The 15,227-nt window shown below is 63.4% G+C and carries 14 protein-coding genes; 4 read left to right on the forward strand and 10 right to left on the reverse strand.

Annotation, left to right across the window (positions count from 1 at the left end; all coding sequences use genetic code 11):
* Window positions 1-705: 705 nt before the first annotated feature.
* Together BN1120_RS18115 and BN1120_RS18120 are read left to right on the forward strand one after the other, a co-directional pair.
* Window positions 706-1,470, forward strand: coding sequence for an EAL domain-containing protein (locus BN1120_RS18115; protein ID WP_042017397.1), 765 nt, complete (start codon window positions 706-708; stop codon window positions 1,468-1,470).
* Between the two features lie 165 nt (window positions 1,471-1,635).
* The gene (locus BN1120_RS18120) at window positions 1,636-2,409 is read left to right on the forward strand and encodes a hypothetical protein (protein ID WP_042017398.1); all 774 of its coding nucleotides are present in this window, start codon (window positions 1,636-1,638) and stop codon (window positions 2,407-2,409) included.
* A 57-nt stretch (window positions 2,410-2,466) separates the two neighbouring features.
* Here BN1120_RS18120 and BN1120_RS18125 read toward each other — a convergent pair whose 3' ends face one another.
* Window positions 2,467-2,643 (reverse strand): hypothetical protein, encoded by a 177-nt coding sequence (locus BN1120_RS18125; protein ID WP_154676073.1) that lies wholly within the window; start codon window positions 2,641-2,643, stop codon window positions 2,467-2,469.
* Between the two features lie 104 nt (window positions 2,644-2,747).
* On the opposite strand from BN1120_RS18125, the gene BN1120_RS18130 reads away from it, so the two are divergent.
* Entirely contained in the window at window positions 2,748-3,152 is a 405-nt protein-coding gene (locus BN1120_RS18130; RefSeq protein WP_042017400.1) for a hypothetical protein, read from the forward strand.
* 81 nt (window positions 3,153-3,233) lie between these two features.
* Here BN1120_RS18130 and BN1120_RS18135 read toward each other — a convergent pair whose 3' ends face one another.
* The 8 genes from BN1120_RS18135 to norV all read right to left on the reverse strand — a co-directional run bounded on the left by BN1120_RS18135 (window position 3,234) and on the right by norV (window position 12,230).
* Window positions 3,234-4,454, reverse strand: coding sequence for an aromatic amino acid transporter (locus BN1120_RS18135; RefSeq protein ID WP_042017401.1), 1,221 nt, complete (start codon window positions 4,452-4,454; stop codon window positions 3,234-3,236).
* 198 nt (window positions 4,455-4,652) lie between these two features.
* Window positions 4,653-5,867 carry an aromatic amino acid transporter gene (locus BN1120_RS18140; RefSeq protein WP_039041009.1) on the reverse strand — a complete coding sequence of 405 codons (1,215 nt, stop codon included), beginning with the start codon at window positions 5,865-5,867 and terminating at the stop codon, window positions 4,653-4,655.
* A 70-nt stretch (window positions 5,868-5,937) separates the two neighbouring features.
* Entirely contained in the window at window positions 5,938-7,404 is a 1,467-nt protein-coding gene (gene tnaA, locus BN1120_RS18145) for a tryptophanase (RefSeq protein WP_010672391.1), read from the reverse strand.
* A 203-nt stretch (window positions 7,405-7,607) separates the two neighbouring features.
* A complete protein-coding gene (tnaC, locus tag BN1120_RS21995; protein WP_069652909.1) occupies window positions 7,608-7,691 on the reverse strand; it encodes a tryptophanase leader peptide in 84 nt (27 codons plus the stop codon).
* 176 nt (window positions 7,692-7,867) lie between these two features.
* Window positions 7,868-9,085: a 4Fe-4S binding protein gene (locus BN1120_RS18150; RefSeq protein WP_042017403.1), complete on the reverse strand. Its 1,218-nt coding sequence runs from the start codon at window positions 9,083-9,085 to the stop codon at window positions 7,868-7,870.
* 122 nt (window positions 9,086-9,207) lie between these two features.
* The gene (locus BN1120_RS18155; protein ID WP_041212030.1) at window positions 9,208-9,546 is read right to left on the reverse strand and encodes a DUF1971 domain-containing protein; all 339 of its coding nucleotides are present in this window, start codon (window positions 9,544-9,546) and stop codon (window positions 9,208-9,210) included.
* 51 nt (window positions 9,547-9,597) lie between these two features.
* Entirely contained in the window at window positions 9,598-10,749 is a 1,152-nt protein-coding gene (gene norW / locus BN1120_RS18160) for an NADH:flavorubredoxin reductase NorW (protein WP_042017404.1), read from the reverse strand.
* Entirely contained in the window at window positions 10,746-12,230 is a 1,485-nt protein-coding gene (gene norV / locus BN1120_RS18165) for an anaerobic nitric oxide reductase flavorubredoxin (protein ID WP_042017405.1), read from the reverse strand. The genes norW and norV overlap by 4 nt, the downstream gene beginning before the upstream one ends.
* 170 nt (window positions 12,231-12,400) lie before the next feature.
* Between norV and norR the strand changes: the two genes are divergently transcribed.
* Window positions 12,401-13,927, forward strand: a complete 1,527-nt coding sequence (gene norR, locus BN1120_RS18170) for a nitric oxide reductase transcriptional regulator NorR (RefSeq protein WP_042017406.1) — start codon at window positions 12,401-12,403, stop codon at window positions 13,925-13,927.
* An 83-nt stretch (window positions 13,928-14,010) separates the two neighbouring features.
* Here the strand turns inward: norR and BN1120_RS18175 are convergent, their stop codons facing one another.
* Window positions 14,011-15,015 carry a substrate-binding domain-containing protein gene (locus BN1120_RS18175; RefSeq protein WP_042017407.1) on the reverse strand — a complete coding sequence of 335 codons (1,005 nt, stop codon included), beginning with the start codon at window positions 15,013-15,015 and terminating at the stop codon, window positions 14,011-14,013.
* Between the last annotated feature and the right edge of the window lie 212 nt (window positions 15,016-15,227).

Consider the following 15,227-nt stretch of genomic DNA (forward strand, 5'->3'; position numbering starts at 1 on the left):
GTCAGGCGTAATCTGACGTTCGCGTAAATGGATTATCCCGCCATCACGGCCAGTAGAATTTCCTCCTCCGGCTGGCCGATCCTGCTTCATGGCAACAACCGCGATCAAAGTCTCTCGATCGTCCGATTATGCTTCGCTAATCGAACCTACAGAAGGTGGTGAAATTTGGTGAATGCCGGTCGGTACCGGACATCGAGAAATCCAACATTGACCTTGGGTTGGCATAACGCCCCCTCATCCCCAACGGGGGCAACTCGCAGGTTCGATGACGCTTTGCTCATCGAACCTGCGGGGCTGTGGCTGGCGCATTATGCTGGTTGCTCAAGATCGGCCAGTGGCCTTTGCGGGCCTCGAATCGGCCTATTTGTGCCATCGGGGCACACTGCGAGGAGGCATAAGCAAAAATGGGGGCATTTTCCGCAATGCCATCGAATCAGCTTATACCGCTTGCCCCGACTGGTTGGCGGGCAAGACGTGGCCTTGGAGGATGCCAGCGAGGTCAATCCCGGTCCCGAAAAAGGGACAAACAGGCCCACAAGCGGCGGCGCCTGACCCACCATGGACGCCTGTCGGGCAGAAACCAGACCAACCTCTGATATGCCAGAAGACGGCCTGCCTATCCGGAGGAATAACCTCTGCCGGCGAGAGAGGAGCTGTTATCCTTTGAGGCAATCTCTCGCGACCCCACGCCTTGAAAGGACCGTCATGGACATACCTGCCGCCCCGTCCTCCCCCCTCTGCCAGCAGTGTCATGAGCAGGTGGATCTCGACTTCGATTTCACCATGGCCTTCCAGCCCATCGTCGATTGCAGCCAGCGCACCCTCTTCGGCTATGAGGCCCTGGTGCGGGGGCTCAACAACGAGTCGGCGCAAAGCGTGATCGACCGGGTCAACGACGACAACCGCTACCGCTTCGATCAGCTGTGCCGGATCAAGGCCATCGCGCTGGCGGCACGGCTCGGGATGAAGGGGATGCTGAGCATCAACTTCCTACCCAATGCGGTCTATCGCCCGGAGCGCTGCATCCGCACCACGTTGCAGGCGGCCCGCGAGCATCTCTTTCCCATCGAGCAGATCATGTTCGAGTTCACCGAGGTGGAACAGGTGCAGGACAACCGCCATATTCGCGGCATCGTGGATCACTATCAGGCCCTGGGCTTCAAGACGGCGATCGACGACTTTGGCGCCGGTTACTCGGGCCTGAGTCTGCTGGCCGATTTTCGCCCCGACATCGTCAAACTCGATATGCACCTGCTGCGCGGCATCGACCAGGACCCGATCCGTCAGGCCATCGTTCGCCACTGTCTGGCGCTGTTTACGGAGTTGCAGATCACCCCGCTGGCGGAAGGGGTCGAGACCCGCGACGAGATGGCCTGCCTGCGGGAGATGGGCGTCAGCCTGATGCAGGGCTATCTGTTTGCCCGCCCCGGCTTCGAAACCCTGCCCGAGGTGGATTTCGCCAGCCTGTGAGCGGCGCTGGCCATCTCCCTTGGTTGGCGTTCATTCGGGCAAGGCGGGACGGGAGGCGGCCTGGAGGGTATCCACGGGCGGACGGCAGAAAGCGCTGGACCGGGCAACCCCCTGGGCTAGGATAGGACTGTCACCCTTTGCAACCACCGCTCTGACAGGGACACCATGGCGCAGGTTTCAGGATACCGCTTCTTCGCTCTTTCACTGCTCTTGCTGCTGGCCTTCCAGGTATGGGGGGCGCAAGGCAGGGGCAACATCACACTGGTGAGCTCCCTTGAAACCAGGGAGTCCCCCTATGGTCGCTGGCTAGATCTCATCTATCGGGATGCGTTCGCCCGCCTGGGCTATGACTTCCAGTACCAGGGCTACCCCGGGGGACGGGCCCCCCTGCTGGCAGAGCAGGGACAGGTCGATGGCGAGATCCACCGCGCCGCCAGCTACCAGCAGCAGACCCGCACCCTCCAGCGCGTGCCAGAGCCCCATTTCGCCGTCTCCTATCAGGCCTATGCCCACCAGCCCGGGATCCAGCTGCAGGGGTGGCACAGCCTGCAGGGCACCGGTTATCGGGTCGAGTTTCGCCGTGGCGCCAAGCTGCCGGAGATGATGCTGGGCAAGGTGGTGGCACCGAACCGGCTCTTTGCCATCGCCACCGCCGAGCAGGGGATGGGCAAGCTGCTCAAGGGGCGCAGTGACCTCTATGTGGAGCAGACCCTGATTGCCAGCCAGGCCCTGGCCGCCCTGACGCGCCAGGACCCGGGCTATGCCGGCATCTACTCCGCCGGGGTGATGGAGCTGGCCGATTCTTACGTCTACCTGCACGAACGGCATCAGGATCTGCTGGCCCCCCTTGCCGGCGTGATCCGGCAAATGAAGCAGGACGGCACGGTGGCGCGCTATGAGCAGCAGGCCATGGCGGCTGGGGGCACCAGCCAACCTTAACGTCCTCTTTTTCCGCACGCCTTCCCGCGCCCTGACCATGCAGGAGACCCGGGGCGATCAATTCTGTCGCAGACTCATGGCTGCAGCGGGCACCCTGTTCGTCAACACCACGTTGACAAAAACGCCTCCTGTATCAGGAAACTCGCCATATAAAACCCCATCGACCTTGTGTTCATCTGGCTTGCGGCCAAAAGGCACCATGTCCGTCTGTGCATACCCCAAATCTTGCAACATCCCCCACTCCGACCGCCCCATCATTTCGATGGAGTCGCGTCATCGTTCAGGCATATCTTCCCCTCGAGGCCCGTGCCAGGGCCCGATCACAGGAGCAATACATAATGAAAAAAGCAGTAACGGCCGCCTTGCTGGCCATGATGATGGCGGCCTCGGTTCAGGCGGCAGACAAGGTGACCACGGTGCCGGTGCACTTCGCCAAAGGCGCGCACAGCGCCAAGGTTGACGGCACCTTCTCCGGTTATGACACCATCAACTACACCCTGGGCGCCAAAGAAGGCCAGACCATGACGGTCGCCATCACCGGCAGCACCAATGCCAACTTCAACGTCTTCGCACCGGGCGCCATCCCGGGTCAGGCCGAGGCACTGGGCGGCGGCAACGTGGACACAAAATGGCAAGGCACCCTGCCCAAGTCGGGCAAGTACCTGATCCAGGTCTACCAGATGCGCGCCACCGCCCGTAACGGCGCCAAGGTCCCTCACTCCCTGTCGGTCGGCATTCAATAACCGACGCCAATATTGCCTGTGTGACAAGCAAGAAGGAGCCCATGAGGCTCCTTCTTTGTTACTGCGGTATGGCAGAAGCTATCAGCCGGTATAGACAGGCAGCAGCCCCGCCATGTTGAGCAGGTGGATGGCGGCGGTCAGCACGCCGAACAGGATCACCAGGACGATCATGAAGAGGCCGCCGGGGGCGCGGAAACCCTCGCCACCTTCTTCGCGCCGGGCCGCCCGCACCTTCCAGGCCAGCAGGGGCGGGATGATGCAGGTCCACAGGGTCGCTACGGCGCCCGCATAGCCGATGGCCACCAGGAAGCCGAACGGGAACAGCAAGGAGAGCACCAGGGGCGGCAGGAAGGTCACCGCCCAGGACTTGGCGCGGCCACCCCGGCTGTTGTCGAACTTGAACAGATCCGCCAGGTAGTCGAACACCCCGAGCCCCACCCCGATGAAGGAGGAGAGGATGGCCGCCATGGAGAAGGCGTTGAGGGCGCTGGCCACCGCCTTGGACTCGATCACCGAACCAAGAGCCTTGAGCAGGGCATCCACGTTGCCCCCCTCCGCGATCACCGGGCCGAACTCGCTACGGGGCAGGTTGCCAAAGACGCTCACCAGCCAGATGAGGTAAAACGCGAGCGCGATCAGGGTGCCTCCCAGAATGGCGCGGCTGGCGCGACGCTCTTCACCGTAGTAGGCGCGCATGGAGGAGACCGAATGGTGGTAGCCGAACGAGGTGAGCGCCACCGGCAGCATCACCAGGGCATAGGGGGCGTAGCTCACTTCGCTGCCCACCCGGTCGAGCAGCAGATCGAGGCGCACGTTCATCGACAGGCCCGAGATGCCGAAGGCAAAGCTCAGCCCCATCAGGATCACCAGCAACACCGAGATGCGGTCCACCGCCCGGGTGGAGTGCCACACCAGCAGGGAGAAGGCCAGGGTAAAGAGCACGGACGCCCACTGGCTGCCCATCCCCGTCATGCCGTCGATGATGAGACCGGCCGAGGTGATGTAGGCATAGAGCAGGATGCCGCCGACGAAATAAACGCTGAGATTGTTGAGGGCGTTGACCTTCTCCCCCAGCAGATCCCGGGTCACGGTATCGAAGGAGACGCGCAGGGGATAGCCCCGATAGGACTCCAGCAGCATCCAGCCGGAGACCGTCATCACCACCATGGTCAGTGCCACCGCGAGCATGGACCAGAGGGTCCAGGCGCCCGCCCCCGCACTCGGCAGCCCCAGCATGCCGGCCCCCACACAGACGCCGGCAATGATACATGCCCCGCCCACCAACGATGGTTTCTGTTCCATTACTCCCCCAAACGGATTGTCGACTGGTCACGGCACACCGCCGTGCTTCTCCTGCGTTCGCCACTGCTGGCGCCGGGGGACTTTACCCTGCATGCCTTCGGGTATCAAATCCAGAGGGGAAATGGGGGGAAACGGGCCGGATCCTGCGCCCCATCCGTGGAATATGCTCGGGATGGGGCCAGGTTCAGCACACCAGGGTCAGCCGGTGTAGACGGGCAGCAGACCCGCCATGGCCATCAGGTGGAAGATGGCGGTAAGCACCCCGAAGACGATGACGGCCACCACCATGGGCTGGCCGCCGGGAGCCTTGAACCCCGCCTCGTCCGGGGCCAGCTCCCGGGACTTCTTCGCCAGCAGGGCCGGGATGATGCAGGCCCAGACGGTCGCCGCGGCCCCGGCATAGCCGATGGCCACCACGAAGCCGAACGGGAACATCAGGGAGAGCGCCAGGGGGGGCAGGAAGGTCACCGCCCAGGACTTGGTGCGACCGGCGCGGCTGTTGTCGAACCGGAACAGATCCGCCAGATAGTCGAACACCCCGAGCCCCACCCCGATGAAGGAGGAGAGGATGGCCGCCATGGAGAAGAGGTTGATGGCCTGGGAGACCTGCCTGGACTCGATCACCGAGGCCAGCGCCCCGAGCAGCACATCCACGTCGCCCCCCTTGGCGATGACGGGGCCGAAGGCGGGACGAGGCAGGTTGCCGAAGATGCTGAGCAGCCACAGCAGATAGAGCGCCAGGGCGATCAGGGTCCCCCCCAGGATCGCCTGCCTGGCTTTCTGCTCCTCGCCGTAATAGGCGCGCATCGATGCCACCGAGTGGTGGTAGCCAAACGAGGTGAGCGCCACCGGCAACATGGCCAGGGCGTAAGGGGCGCGGCCCAGCTCCTCGGCAAAGGAGTTGAACAGCTTGGCGGTGTCGACCTTGCTGGCAAGCCCGGAGACCCCGAACACGAAGCTCAGCACCATGAAGACGATCAGGACGACCGAAATCCTGTCCACCGCCCGGGTCGAATGCCAGACGAACCAGGAGAACACCAGCACAAACAACACCGAGGCCAGCTGGCTATTGATGCCCAGCAGGCCGCCCAGGATGAGACCCGACGAGGTGATGTAGGCATAGAGCAAAATGCCGCCCACGAAATAGACGGTGAGGTTGTTGAAGAGATTGATCCTGCGACCGAGCAGATCCTTGGTCACCGAGTTGAAGGAGGCAGTCAATGCGTAGGGTTTCAGGGCTTCCAGCAGCATCCAGCCTGAAACCGTCATGATGACCATGGTGAGAATGATGGCGAGGGTTGACCAGCTGGTCCAGGCCCCGGCTCCCGCGCTCGGCAGCCCCAGCATGCCGGCACCGACACAGACGCTGGCAATGATGCAGGCCCCTCCGATGACGGACGGTGTTGATGTCATGTGTGTCACTCCAAATCTTTCACAGAGCAGTGAAAAAAAAGGGCACAGAAAAATCTGTGCCCCTGACTCGTTATGCTTCTATCAATTTTTTCTGCGTCTTGCCGGCTGACGGGTCGTTATGCTCGACCTCTTTCAGTCTGGCGGTGAAGTGGCGCAGCACGGCCGGCTCGTAAATGAAGTCCAGCCCCTTCACCCGGTGGGCGTTCTTCTTCACCTCGCCGAAGGCCTCGATGACAAAGTCCATGTGGGTCTGGGTATAGGTGGCACGGGGAATGGTCAGGCGCAGCAGCTCCGCCGGGCAGGGGTGCTGCTTGCCGGTGGCGGGGTCGCGCCCCAGCAGCAGGGAACCTATCTCCACCGCCCGGATGCCGGCGACCTTGTAGAGCTCGCAGGCCAGGGCGTGGGCCGGGAACTGATCCGCCGGGATGTGGGGCAGCAGCTTGCCCGCATCCACGAAGGCCGCATGGCCCCCTGCCTGCTGGCACACCACGCCGATGGCCTCCAGCCCGTCCACCAGGTACTGCACCTGGCCGATGCGATAGGCCAGCCAGTCCTGGCGCATGCCGTCCCGCAGGCCCACCGCCAGGCGCTCCATGGCGCCCCCTTCCAGGCCGCCATAGGTCGGGAAGCCCTCCTGCACCACGCACAGGGTGCGGCACTCGGTGTAGACGTCCAGCATGCTGTCATCCTTGAAGCACAGCAGCCCCCCCATCTGCACCATGGCATCCTTCTTCGCCGACATGGCGAGGCCGTCGGCGTACTTGTAGGACTCCCTGGTGATCTCCTCGATGGTCCAGTTCGCGTAGCCGGGCTCCCGCTGCTGGATGAAGTAGGCGTTCTCGGCGAAGCGGGCGGAGTCCATGATGACCGGGATGTCGTACTTTCTGGCGATCTCGTACACCGCCTTCAGGTTGGCAATGGAGACCGGCTGGCCACCGGCGGAGTTGCAGGTGATGGTGCTGACGATGTAGGGCACGTTGGCGGGGCCCGCCTCCAGGATGGCCTCTTCCAGCTTCACCAGATCGAAGTTGCCCTTGAAGTCGGCGGTGACCGAGGTATCGAACGCCTCCCTGGTGTAGACGTTCTTCGCCACGCAGCAGTTGATCTGGGTGTGGCCCTGGGTGGTGTCGAAGAAGTAGTTGGAGAGGGCCACCATCTTCTTGCGATCCAGCCCCTTCTCCTGCTCCCGCTTCTTGATGAGCACGGGGATGTAAATCTGCTCGGCGCCGCGCCCCTGGTGAGTGGGGATGGTCAGGGAGTAGCCGAAGATCTCCTGCACCGCCTGTTGCAGGGCATAGTAGCTGCGGCTGCCGCTGTAGGCCTCGTCACCGCGCAGCATGGCGGCCTGCATGTCCTGGGTGATGGCGCCGGTACCGCTGTCGGTCAGCAGGTCGATGAAGACGTCTTCGCTGTCCAGCAGGAAGGGGTTCATGCCCGCCCGGACAATGGCCTCTTCCCGATAGGCACGGGTGGTGCGTTTGACCGGCTCGATGACACGAATACGGAAGGGTTCGGGCAGATGCTTGAAGTTTTCCATAATATAAACACCCCAGATTTAAATATTCAGAATGAGTCTCTTCCCCCGCCGAAAATAGAATGTCCGGCAGGTGGGAAATATTGGGAAATAGGTGCACGACATCGCCTCGCCAGAATAAACAGGCGAAGATAGGTGCAGCTATTTCAGTTCAGGAATGGAGGCGGACTTGTGGCATGGCAGGCATGCCGCGCCGCCGCGAGGAATTACAGCGGGAAGAAGAACGCGATCTTATGGTCCAGGGTAAACCACTTGGGATAGCTGACCTTGATATTCATGTTGTTGCTCATCCAATTGATATTAACAACGCCAAATAACAGCACCCATTATGGTGGGGAGCGCTATATGATCAATTGCAATATGAGCAAAGTGGGATGGCGCTAACAATTTGGCGGGGGATTTTTATACAGCTTTTATCGCCAATCCGAAAGATCCCCCCATCATCCACCTTTTGCCCTTTCCCCCCTCAGTGGCTCAGCCAGGGCAGCCGCTGCAACAACTCGTAGCGGTCAGGGATCGGTGTCTGGCTGACCCAGAGATCCAGCAAGCCGTAAGCGAGCAGCGGCAACACCAGCAGCAACAGACAGAGCAGCCCCAGCAGCTGGCGAGGGGCGAGCCGGCGCCCCTGGGTGCCCAAGTGCAGCGCATCAGCCCGCTTGGGGCAGGCGGCCACGCAGCTCTGGCAACTGGTGCACTCGAGGCTCTGCACCGCGATGAGCTGGTGCACCTGGATGCGCGAGGGGCAGGCCCGGCTGCACTTGTCGCAGTCGTGGCCCAAGCTTCGCAGGCAGCGGGCCGGGTCGCGGCGAATGCGCAGCGGGGTCAGCAAGCCGAGCAGGGCGAACCAGGCGCCATAGGGGCAGAGGTAGCGACAGAACCCTTGCCGGAAGGTGGCGGTGAGCAGCAGCACCCAGCCAAGGCACAGGCCCGAGATCAGGGTCAGGTTGAAGAAGAAGGCCCCCATCTTCATGTCCGCCGCCTGATGGTAGGGGCTGGCGAGGTAGCCGGGCAGGGCGGCAGCGGGTACCGCCAGCAATATGATGAAGAGCAGAAAGCCGAGCACCAGAAACTTCTGGCCGCGCAACACGGCATCGAGCCAGCGCGGCGGGGTCCACTCCCCCGGCAACAGGCGCGAGCGCAGGCCGTGCAGCGACTCCCCCACCAGCCCGAGCGGGCAGAACCAGGCACAAAACGCCCGACCCAGCAGCAGGGCCGACAGGGAGAGCACCAGCACGGTGACGGTGGCCGCCGGGTGGTGGGGGTCCGTCAGCCCCTGCCCGAGCCAGGCCCGCAGCCCGAGACCACCTGCGATGGGCAGGAAACCATCCACCACGTCGGGGCGCACCAACCAGGGGGTCATCCCCTGCCCCAACTGTCCGATATGAACAACATATTGAACCGCCACCAACCCCCAACACAGCAGCAATAGCTGCCTGGTGGCCATTCTGAGACGTTGACTGTCTATGTGGGCCAGCATGAGCAGGGGGCGATAGCGCTGCCAGAGCGCCAGGGTCGTGGCCACCAGCCCCAGTGCGAGCCAGAGTCCCGAATCCGCCACCAGCAGCCAGAGCGCGGCGGCCAACAGCAGAGAGAGCGTCCAGCCCCAACCGCTGCGGCCCTGCCACAACAACAGGACCAGATAGACCAGACCCGAGGTCATGGTCAGGGCTTCCAACAGGCTCATGTTTCCCTCACTGTGCTCATCCGAATCGAGGGGGCAGGATAACCAACATCTGAGTTGATTATTTTGATCTGCATGGGCAGAGGGGGCAATTGCCCGCTCCGCCCCCTCAGCCTTAAACCCCGTTATTTGCGGCTGTGGAACAGCGGCTGGTCGGATTCTGCCTGCTCGGCCCAGAAGTGGATGTTGAAGCGGGCATCCTCCGACAGCTCGACCCTGTGCCAGTACTGGGGCGGGCTGGTGGCAAACTCCCCGGCCCGGATCACCAGGCTCACCTCGGGCTCCTCGGCCTGTTCGTCGGCAAAGCCGTGATAGGTGACGGTGCCCTCCATCACGCAGAGTTGGCCGAACACCCCGGCCGCGGTGTTGTGGTGGGTGAGCAGGGCCTGGGGCACATTCTGGCGGGTGAAGAAGGGGGTGGAGCGGCGCACCACCCAGTGAGATGGAATCAGTTGCATGGCCATATCAATTCTCCTCGAGTGGCCGGGTCAGCCCGGCCTTCGGCTATTAATGGTTCAACGGGGCAGCTGACGCAGCAGCGGGAAGGCGGCGCTCATCTGGTCGCCCCCCACCACGAAGCCGCACAGCTCGCCGGCTTGGTCGCGCGCCTCGGCCACCATGCCGTGGCTGTTCCAGCGGCACTGCCAGGCGAGATCTTCACCCCGGGTACGACCCGCCAGTTGCAGCGGGTAGCGCGGCGTCTTCACCTTCACCAGCATGGGCGGCAGGGCCAGCAGGGTCGGTGTGCCGAGCAGAGTGCGCGCCAGCGCATTGGCCCCCAGCACTATGGGTTGCAGGAAGGGGAGCAGCTGACCCTGCCACTGCACGCAATCCCCCAGCGCGAAAATATGGGGGTCGCTGGTCTGCAGCCGATCGTCGACCAGGATACCGCGGCCGACCTCGAGCCCGGCGCTCTCGGCCAGGGCCAGATTTGGCTTGAGACCAATGGCGGAGATCACCAGATCCTGCTCGCTGATGCGGCCGTCGGTCAGGGTGACACGACAGCCATCGCCCGGCTGGGCGTCTATCCTGGCGAGACCTGTCCCGAACTGCAGGCTGACCCCCTGGCTGCGCAGGGCCTGTTGCAGCGGCTCGGTCAGGGCGGCGGGCAGCAGGGCGCTTAAGGGGCTGTCCGCCAAGTCCACCAGCGTCACCTCTTTTCCTGCGCTCGCCATGTCCATCGCCAGCTCGCAGCCGATGAGGCCGGCCCCCAGCACAAGGATGCGGCGGGCCTGCTGGATTGCCCCCTCGGCGGCGGCATACTCCTGCTGGCTGTTGAGGGTGACCAGGGATTCGCTGCCCGGCAGATCGGGGCGCGCCGCACTGGCACCGGTGGCCAGCACCAGCTGGCCGTAGGGGAATTCCCCCTGCTCGGTCAGCACCAACCGCCGGGCAGGGTCGATGCCATGCACCGGGCAGTGGGGCAGCAGCGCGATGCGCTGCTGCTCGGCAAAATCGCTGCCGCTCTGACGGGTCATGGCTGCGGCAGGGCAGCCCCGACTCACCACGTGGCTCAAGTCGGGCTTGTTGTACTCATCGCCGCTGTCGGCGGTGATGAGGCGGATGGGCTGCCCGGCATCCAGCTTGCGCAGGCTCTTGACCAGTTGCTGGGCGGCGAAGCCGCTGCCGATCACCACTATCTCGTCACTGCTGGGGACGGCGCTCATACACAGGCCTCCACGGCGCAGGGTTCGAACACCTCCTTGCCGATGCCGCAGCCGGGGCAGAGGAAGCTGTCCGGTACCTGGGCCCAGGGGGTGCCCGGTGCCACCAGCTGATCCGGCTCCCCCAGCGCCGGGTCATAGACCCACTGGCAGACCGTGCAGAGCATGGCCTGGTCGTCATCCCATTCGGCGGCGGCCGCTGCGGCTTGCGGCTCAACAGCAGGCATCGCGGGGACGGGCGTCACGATTGTCTGGGTTGTGGTGATCGGGCGGGGTGCGTCCAGCGGGTGCAACGCCCACTGACGGGCGAGCTGGCGGCCATGCTCGCGGCATTCCGCCAGCGCCGAGCCATCCGGCCGCCACTTGGCCTTGAGAGAGATGCTGATATCGAAGCCCGCATCCATCAATCGGGTCTGGATCCGGTCCACCGCGCCACCGGTCCAGCCGTAACTGCCGAAGGCCGAGGCGCGCTTGTTGCGAAAACGCAGGCCGGTGATCTCTTCGAGCATGCCCGCCACCTTGGGCATCATGACGTTGTTCATGGTGGAGGAGCCCACCAGTATCCCCTTGGAGCGGAACACCTGGGTCAGGATCTCGTTCTTGTCGTGGCGGGCCACGTTGTAGATCTTCACCGCCACGCCGGGGTCCACCTCGTGGATGCCCTGGGCGATGGCGTCGGCCATCATGCGGGTGTTGTTGGACATGGAGTCGTAGAAGAGGGTGATGCGGTCTTCCTGATAGTGGTCGGCCCACTCCAGGTATTTCAGGATGATCTGGGTGGGGTCCTCGCGCCAGACGATGCCGTGGGAGGTGGCCACCATGCTCACCGGCAGGTTGAAGCCGAGCACTTCCTTGATCTTGGCGGTCACCAGCGGGCTGAAGGGGGTAAGGATGTTGGCGTAGTAGCGCTGGCACTGCTCCATCAGCTCGGTCTGGTCCACCTCGTCGTTGAACAGGTGCTCGTCGCAGTAGTGCTGGCCGAAGGCGTCGTTGGAGAAGAGCACCGCATCTTCGGTCATGTAGGTCATCATGCTGTCGGGCCAGTGCAGCATGGGGGTCTCGATGAATACCAGCTGCTTGCCGTTGCCGATGTCCAGGCTGTCACCGGTTTTGACCGGGTGGAAGTTCCACTCCGGGTGGTGATGATGGCCGGTGATGGAGTCGATGGCGTTGTGGGTGCAATAGATGGGGGTGCCGGGGATGCGGGCCATCAGCTCGGTCAGGGCGCCGGCGTGATCCTCCTCGGCGTGGTTGATCACCACGTAGTCGATGGAAGCGAGATCGATCTCGGCCGCCAGGTTCTGCACGAACTCACGGCTGAACTTGTGATCGACGGTATCGATCAGCACATTCTTCCCTTCGCGGATGAGGTAGCTGTTGTAGCTGGTGCCCTTGTGGGTCTTGTACTCGGTGCCGTGGAAGTCGCGTACCTCCCAGTCCCGTTGGCCGACCCAGTGGATGTTGTTCTTGACGTGAATGCTCATCAGGCAGTTCCTCGAATGCAATAGTGGATGTTCAACTGAACCAGCTATTGCAGCGGACGTGCCAACTTGTAACCCATTGTTTTTAATGGCTTCTCATATCACTCGTTGTCATTAAGACACCACACCTTTATAGTCAAAATCACAAACATACTGTCATTTGGACAATTATCGTGATCTCGACCGACAGCCTGGCGCGCATCGCCCTCGACCTGCAACTCGGCATCTCTCATCAGGACCGCTTCCACCGCCTGATCCAGAGCGTGCGCAGCCTGCTGAAATCGGATGCCTCGGCCCTGCTGCGCTACGAGGGGGGCCAGTTCATCCCGCTGGCCATCGACGGCCTGATGCAGGACGTGCTGGGGCGCCGCTTCGCCCTCAAGGATCACCCGCGCCTCGAGGCCATCGCCCGCGCCGGGGATGTGGTGCGCTTCCCTGCCGACAGCGCCCTGCCCGACCCCTATGACGGCCTGCTGCCGGATCACGACGACTTCAAGGTGCACGCCTGTGTCGGCCTGCCGCTCTTCTCGGATCAGGCGCTGATCGGCGCCCTGACCATAGACGGCATGAACCCGACCCAGTTCGACGGCATCAGCGACGAGGAGCTGCGTCTGGTGGGGGCCCTGGCCGCCGCCGCCCTCGACAACGCCCTGCTGCTGGAGCGGCTCGCCCGCCAAAGCAGCGAGCCCCTGGTCCCCGCCACCCGGCCCGGCCCTGAGCAGCCGGAGATGATAGGCCACTCCCCTGCCATGGCCCGGTTGCGCCACGAGATAGACGTGGTGGCAAGCTCCGAGCTGAACGTGCTGATTTTGGGGGAGACCGGGGTCGGCAAGGAGCTGATCGCCAAGGCGGTGCATGGCGGCTCGCCCCGCGCCCATGCCCCCCTGGTCTATCTCAACTGCGCCGCCCTGCCCGAATCCGTGGCCGAGAGCGAGCTGTTCGGCCACGTGAAGGGGGCCTTCACCGGCGCCATCCACAATCGGGCAGGCAAGTTCGAGCTGGCGGACAAGGGCACCCTGTTTCTCGACGAGATAGGGGAGCTCTCCCTGCCGCTGCAGGCCAAGCTGCTGCGGGTGCTGCAATACGGGGATCTGCAGCGGATCGGTGACGACACCCCGCTCAAGGTGAATGTGCGCATCCTGGCGGCCACCAACCGGGATCTGAAACAGGCGGTGGTCGAGGGGCAGTTTCGGGCCGACCTCTACCACCGGCTGAGCGTGTTCCCGATCCACGCCCCTGCACTGCGGGAACGCCCAGGCGACATTCCCCTGCTGACCGGTTACTTTTGCGAGCGCTGCCGGCTCGGCCTGGGGCTGGAGCAGCTGCGTATCCAGCCACAGGCGCTGCAACTGCTCGAGCGCCACGACTGGCCCGGCAACGTGCGGGAGCTGGAGCACGCCATCCACCGCGCCGCCGTGCTGGCCAGGGCCGAACAGGGCAGCCCCTCGCCGACCCTGGAGCCCCACCACTTCAACCTGGGGCCGACGGGCTCATCCCTGCCCGCCGACACCGTCAGACAGCCCGCCTCCCCGGCCATTGCCGGCCTCGGCCTTCGCGCCGCCACCGATCTGTTCCAGCGCCAGCTCATCGAGCAGACCCTGACGGCCCATGACGGCAACTGGGCCGCCACCGCCCGGGCGCTGGATCTGGACGGCGGCAACCTGCACCGCCTCGCCAGGCGGCTCGGCCTCAAGGCCTGACGCCCCCAGATACGAGAGGGGCCCAAAAACAGAAACCCCCTCGCTGGCGAGGGGGTTTCTTGTTCATGGCACCCGTGGCGCCGTCAGCGCAGGGACTTGACCGAGCGGCGGACAATGAGCTCGGGCTGCACCGTCATGGACTCCACTTCCAGCTCCTTGTTGCGGATCCGGCTCACCAGTTGCTGCACCGCCAGCAGGCCGAGCTCGGCCTTGGGGTGGCGGATGGTGGTGAGCGGCGGGCTGGAGAAGCGCGCCATCTCCACGTCGTCATAGCCGATCATGGAGATATCGTCCGGCACCTTGACCCCGGCCTCCCAGGCGGCGCAGATGGCACCGATGGCCATGGGGTCGTCGAAGGCAAAGACCGCGGTCGGGCGAGGGGTGAGGGCCAGGATGCGCTGCATGGCATCGAAGCCGCTCTGGCTCTCGTAGTCCCCTTCGAAGATCTGCTCTTCTTTCAGGGTCATTCCCTGTTCAGCCAGGGCATCGCGCACCCCGTCCAGTCGCTGCTGGGTGGTCGGCTTGGCGAGATGGCCGGTGATGCAGACGATGTTGGTGTGGCCCTGCTCCAGCAGATGGCGCACCGCCAGACGCGCGCCGATGCGGGCGTTGTCGTTGATCACGTTGGCGAAATCGCACTCGTTGCCCCAGTCCAGCACCACCTGCGGCACCTTCTTGTGGATGCGCAGCATGTCTCTGAACTGGGTGTCGATATCGGTCCCCAGCACCAGCAGACCGTCCACCCGCTTTTCCATCAGCATGCGCAGATAGTGCTGCTGGCGGGGCGGCTGGTTCTCGGTGTTGCACAGGATCAGGCTGTAACCCTGCTCGAAGCAGTAGGCTTCCACCCCCTGTACCACTTCCGCGAAGAAGGGGTTGGCACTGGTGGTCACCAGCATGCCGATGGTCTTGGTCGAATTGATCTTGAGACTGCGCGCCACCGAGTTGGGCGCGTAGTTCAGCTCTGCCACCGCCTCAAGCACTTTCTGGGTTGCGTCTTCGCTGACCCGACGGGTGTGATTGAGTACATGTGAGACGGTGGAGATGGATACGCCTGCGCGCGAGGCGACATCCTTGATAGTTGCCATCTCTGTCTCCTGAATAACAAAGGCGGAACAGTAGCAGATTTCCCGAATAAAGGCTTGGTTTTAACGGGCGCTGCCAGTGAATTATCAATGCTGGCTAATCTATGCGGTCATTTCTTTTTGCGCAAACGGATTTTGGTCAAAATGAGAGCGGACGCAGAATGAAATATCGTCAGTTTTTTACTCTGGAAATTGTCACCATGACAATTTGTTAT

Source organism: Aeromonas caviae, assembly GCF_000819785.1.
Taxonomy (GTDB): domain Bacteria; phylum Pseudomonadota; class Gammaproteobacteria; order Enterobacterales; family Aeromonadaceae; genus Aeromonas; species Aeromonas caviae.